The sequence below is a fragment of the Eudoraea sp. genome, assembly GCF_049665975.1.
Lineage (GTDB): Bacteria > Bacteroidota > Bacteroidia > Flavobacteriales > Flavobacteriaceae > Eudoraea.
In genome coordinates, this window is record NZ_JBATGR010000358.1 from 1 (window position 1) to 4,750 (window position 4,750).

Genomic DNA, 4,750 nt, shown 5'->3' on the forward strand with positions numbered 1-4,750 from the left:
GCCGCCCCACCTAATATTGTGCTTATTTTCACCGACGATCAGGGGTATCAGGATGTTGGCGCTTACGGAGCTGATGACATCTTAACACCCAACCTGGATCAGATGGCAAATGAAGGCATTATGTTAAGTAGTTTTTATGCTGCCCAGGCAGTTTGCTCGGCCTCAAGGGCGGGGCTGTTAACCGGCTGTTATCCAAATCGCATAGGAATCCATAATGCCTTTATGCCCGATAGCAAAATCGGGCTTAATGCTTCTGAAACCACCATAGCCGAAATGCTTAAAGCAAAGGGATATTCCACCGGTATTTTTGGGAAATGGCATTTAGGGGATCATCCGGATTTTTTACCAACCAAGCACGGGTTTGATGAGTATTTTGGTATTCCCTATTCCAACGATATGTGGCCTCTGCATCCCCAACAGGGTCCGGTTTTTAATTTTGGACCTTTACCATTATATGAGAACGAAACTATAATAGACACCTTAACTAACCAGTCTCAATTAACCACACAAATCACGGAGAGAAGCGTAAATTTTATAAACAGGAATAAAGATCGTCCCTTCTTCCTGTATGTGCCCCATCCGCAACCCCACGTGCCCTTGTTTGTCTCTGAAAAGTTTGAAGGCAAGTCGGGAAGAGGATTATATGGTGATGTTATAATGGAGATTGATTGGTCTGTAGGACAGATTTTAAATGCTTTAAAAGCGACTGATCTGGATGAGAATACGGTAGTTATCTTCACTTCAGATAATGGTCCCTGGTTATCATACGGGAATCATGCGGGAAGTGCTTTGCCATTTCGAGAAGGAAAAGGTACGGCCTGGGAAGGGGGTCATAGAGAACCATTTATAATAAGATACCCCAATGGGTTAAAAGGAGGCCGGAATCTTGATACCCCAGTTATGGCCATAGATATTTTACCTACGCTGGCCGAAATAACAGGTTCTGTATTACCTGATGGTATTATCGACGGTAAAAGTGTCTGGAAATTACTTAGTGGGGATAGTAAAGAAAGCCCCCAGGAGGCTTATTATTTTTATTACAGAGTGAACGAACTTCACGGTGTCAGGTATGATAAATGGAAACTTTATTTCCCTCATAATTATAGAACAATGGAAGGTCAACAGCCAGGCAAGGATGGTCTGCCCGGTGATTATGTGTATTTTGATTTAAAAGAAATTGAACTCTATGATCTTTCGGTTGACTTAAGTGAAACTACAAACGTAGCAGGTAAATATCCTGAAGTAGTCGAAAAAATTAAACAACTGGCAGATACGATGCGAAATAAATTAGGGGATTCATTGAAGGAAATGAACGGAACTGAAAACAGACCGGCGGGTACCATTGAATGAGAAAACCATTTAAATTTAAACAATTCACCATCTATCAGGATCGCTGTGCCATGAAGATAGGTACAGATGGCGTTTTATTGGGCGCCTGGACGAACATCTCTAATTCACCTGAATCAGTTTTGGATATTGGTGCCGGTACTGGTATCATTGGGTTAATGCTGGCTCAAAGATGTTATGCAAATACCATCGATGCCATTGAAATAGATGAGGAAGCTTTTGAACAATGTGTGGAGAACTTCGAAGCTTCACCCTGGTCAGACCGACTGTTTTGTTATCATGCCTCGCTTGATGAATTCCTTGATGAAATAGATGATAAATATGATCTTATCATTTCAAATCCCCCTTTTTATTCTGAACAAGTTACCAGCGGTAATATTGCCAGGGACCAGGCCAGACAGAATAGTTCCCTCCCTTTCAATCTTCTTTTAAAAGGAGTGTCTGAATTGCTTTCCAAAAATGGAAGTTTTGCGATTGTAGTTCCTTTTAAAGAAGAAAAGAGCTTACTACAGCAGGCACTGAAATTTGAACTTTATCCGGTACGTTTACTGAGAGTAAAAGGACATCCGGATTCTGAAGTTAAGAGAAGCCTAATAGAATTCCATTTTAAAAAAACCGAGGTATTGACAAATGAATTAATTATTGAAAAGTCAAGACACGAGTTTACAGAAGATTATATAAATCTGACAAAAGATTTCTATCTGAAGATGTAAGGTTTAATCCATTCTGTGGATTGGTCGGGTAAGGCATGTAGGACCACCACCACCTTTGTAACTGATTTCCTGTCCCATATAAGTAAAAACAGTACATCCTTCTGCGCGTAAAGCGTTTTCGGTATAAGGATTACCTGCTACCATTATGCATTGCCTGGGGGCAATGGCCAGCACATTACAGCCCATAGATTCAAATTCACTTTCCGGCACCTCAATAAAACTAAAACCACGATGTAGTAATTCATTTCTGAATGAAATTGGCATCAGCGGGGAATAAACGACTACCAGATCTTTATCTACCGGACTTAATATAGACATTAAGTGAAACACATCTGAAGCACCCTTATAATGGGGTAGTTCTGCCACCACCACTTCAATATTATATGGGGCCAGCAATTCTTTTAGCTGTCTAATTCCAGATGAATTAGTACGATAAGTATGCCCAACTGCCAAAGTATTTTTGTCTAACCAGGCCACATCACCTCCCTCAAGAGTACCCGGGGTTTTTATGGTTCCCAGAATTGGAAGTTTATTAGCTTCAAAGTATTTCATTTGTGCGCTGGGTTCCAAAGCCCTTGCTTGTTTGCCCATATTGCAAATAATCATTCCATAATCCGTGGCTATGCTGGCATCCCTGCAGTAAATGGAATCTATAGCAACCGATGCAGACTTAGGGAAGCAACTTATGTGAGGCACTTCTTTGGCAAGCAAATTTTTAAAGGTCTTATACTCCTCTTTTGCCCTGGTCAGATCAGGTTTGGAAAGGTAATTAAGGGCAAGCCATTCTTTTTTTAGCTTCTCTTCATTAATAAAAGCTTCCTCAGCGGTTTTGATGAAAACGGATTCCAATTTTTTGTACTCAGATTGACAGGTATATTGCATCGAATAATTATTATGTGGAATCTTTATTTCTCCATTTCACAAATACATAAAAGGGTATTCCGACCATTAACAAAATAAATCCCCAAAACACAGCCTTTTCACCTGCCCCGAAAATGGCCCAAAGAGAGTAAGAAAAAGCCAAACTACCCATACCATATATTCCCAACCATGGTTGTGAGGGCAGCTTTTTTTCTAAAAGTATACTAACGTAGGCAGCCGAAGTAAAGAGATACGGAACTAAGGCAGTCAAGGTGCCAAGTAAAATTAGAAACCTGAATTGCTCAACCAGGCCTTCGGCATAATTCATTAGCATTACCCCTGAGGCCAAGGCACTGCCGATCAGCATCCCATAAACAGGGACACCTCGTTTGTTTTCCTTTTTAAAAATTCCTGGAAAGAGTTTATCCTTTGCGGTCGCCCTTGGTAATTGACCAACAATTAGGATCCATCCGTTAAGTGCTCCAAAAGCAGCAATTGCTGCACCACCAGCAACCAGCTCACGTCCTAATTCCCCGGTCATAATCCCCATGGCATCGGCGAATGGTGCTGGCGACACCGCAAGTTCCTGAAGTGGAACCATCCCCATGACCGCTATTGTTCCCAATATATAAACCAAAGTGGTTATAATTGTTCCTAACATGGTAGCCATCGGTATGGTTTTCCCGGGGTCTTTTACATTATCTGCAGGAATAGTTGCACTCTCAAATCCCAAAAAAGCATAGAGGGTCATAGTTGAAGTTATAGCTATGGCTTCAAAACTTGATGAATCACTTACATTGAAAGGTATAAAGTTGTCAATATTAAAAAAGAAAAAGCCCCCAACAATAATCATTAGTAAAGGGGTTAATTTAAGTAAGGTTGTTACAACTTGTATTTTTCCTGATTCCCTGACGCCTCTGGAGTTTACCCAGGTTAGCAACCAAATAGCACCTAGGCCGGTCAAGACCGAAGCGATCGAATTTTCCTCTAACATCGGAAACAACACTGTTAAAGCACTTACAAAGGCGATGGCCATTACTGCCATACCAACCCAAATGGAAATCCAATATCCCCAGGCCACCAAAAATCCGGCGAAGTCCCCGAACCCGGCTCTTGTATAAGCATAGGGTCCCCCACTTTTATTGAGAAACAATTTACTTAACTTACTGAAAACCAATGCCAGAACAAGAGTACCCATTGAAGAAGCTAGCCATCCAATAATACTGATTCCTCCATAGGCTGCAAGAGCGGCAGGCATAAGAAAAACACCTGCACCAATCATATTTCCAATTACCAGGGACGTACTCATCCATAGCCCGAGTTTTTTTTTATTCTTGCTTTGGTTCATTGGTTTTGGCTGGTTCTGAAAAGAATTATATATTTTTAAATGTACAAATTAAATTACTCGTGACGGAAAAATTTAAAATAGACCCGGATATAACTAAGGCAGAAACTTTACCCGCTTCTTTTTATCGCAATCCTGTTTTTTTTGAGGCAGTTAGGGAACGCATTTTTTACAGGTCCTGGCAATGGATTGGACATGAGGGTTTGGTGGATTCCAGACAGAACGCGTATCCATTTATTTTGCTTGATAACTTTTTAACTGAACCCATGCTTTTAACCCGGGATAAGGAAGACAGGATTTCCTGTCTTACAAACGTGTGCACGCATCGCGGGAATTTAGTCGTGGAAAGTACAAAGACTGCTAAAAAATTGATTTGCGGTTACCATGGGAGAAGCTTCGATCTGCATGGAAAAATGGAGCATATGCCAGAATTTGAAGACGTTGAGAATTTTCCAAGGCCATGTGACAACCTCAATAAATTTCC

5 protein-coding genes are annotated in these 4,750 nt (G+C 41.0%); 3 read left to right on the plus strand and 2 right to left on the minus strand.

The features are described from left to right. The coding region (locus tag WBN20_RS12230; protein ID WP_424281887.1) for a sulfatase family protein at positions 1–1,350 on the plus strand (1,350 nt) is incomplete at its 5' end. After that, positions 1,347–2,060 carry a tRNA1(Val) (adenine(37)-N6)-methyltransferase gene (locus WBN20_RS12235; protein ID WP_424281888.1) on the plus strand — a complete coding sequence of 238 codons (714 nt, stop codon included), beginning with the start codon at positions 1,347–1,349 and terminating at the stop codon, positions 2,058–2,060. The genes WBN20_RS12230 and WBN20_RS12235, both read left to right, overlap by 4 nt. Positions 2,061–2,063: 3 nt before the next feature. Here the strand turns inward: WBN20_RS12235 and WBN20_RS12240 are convergent, their stop codons facing one another. After that, positions 2,064–2,942, minus strand: a complete 879-nt coding sequence (locus WBN20_RS12240) for a dimethylarginine dimethylaminohydrolase family protein (RefSeq protein ID WP_424281889.1) — start codon at positions 2,940–2,942, stop codon at positions 2,064–2,066. Positions 2,943–2,952: 10 nt separating this feature from the next. Next, positions 2,953–4,269 (minus strand): amino acid permease, encoded by a 1,317-nt coding sequence (locus tag WBN20_RS12245; RefSeq protein ID WP_424281890.1) that lies wholly within the window; start codon positions 4,267–4,269, stop codon positions 2,953–2,955. Positions 4,270–4,328: 59 nt separating this feature from the next. Here WBN20_RS12245 and WBN20_RS12250 point away from each other — a divergent pair. Continuing rightward, a partial coding sequence (locus tag WBN20_RS12250) for an aromatic ring-hydroxylating oxygenase subunit alpha (protein ID WP_424281891.1) occupies positions 4,329–4,750 on the plus strand: 422 nt, incomplete at its 3' end.

Excerpts from the sequence above, each read along its gene's own strand:
- WBN20_RS12235 (WP_424281888.1), top strand. The coding sequence starts at position 1,347 with ATGAGAAAACCATTTAAATTTAAACAATTCACCATCTATCAGGATCGC.
- WBN20_RS12240 (WP_424281889.1), bottom strand. The coding sequence starts at position 2,942 with ATGCAATATACCTGTCAATCTGAGTACAAAAAATTGGAATCCGTTTTC.
- WBN20_RS12245 (WP_424281890.1), bottom strand. The coding sequence starts at position 4,269 with ATGAACCAAAGCAAGAATAAAAAAAAACTCGGGCTATGGATGAGTACG.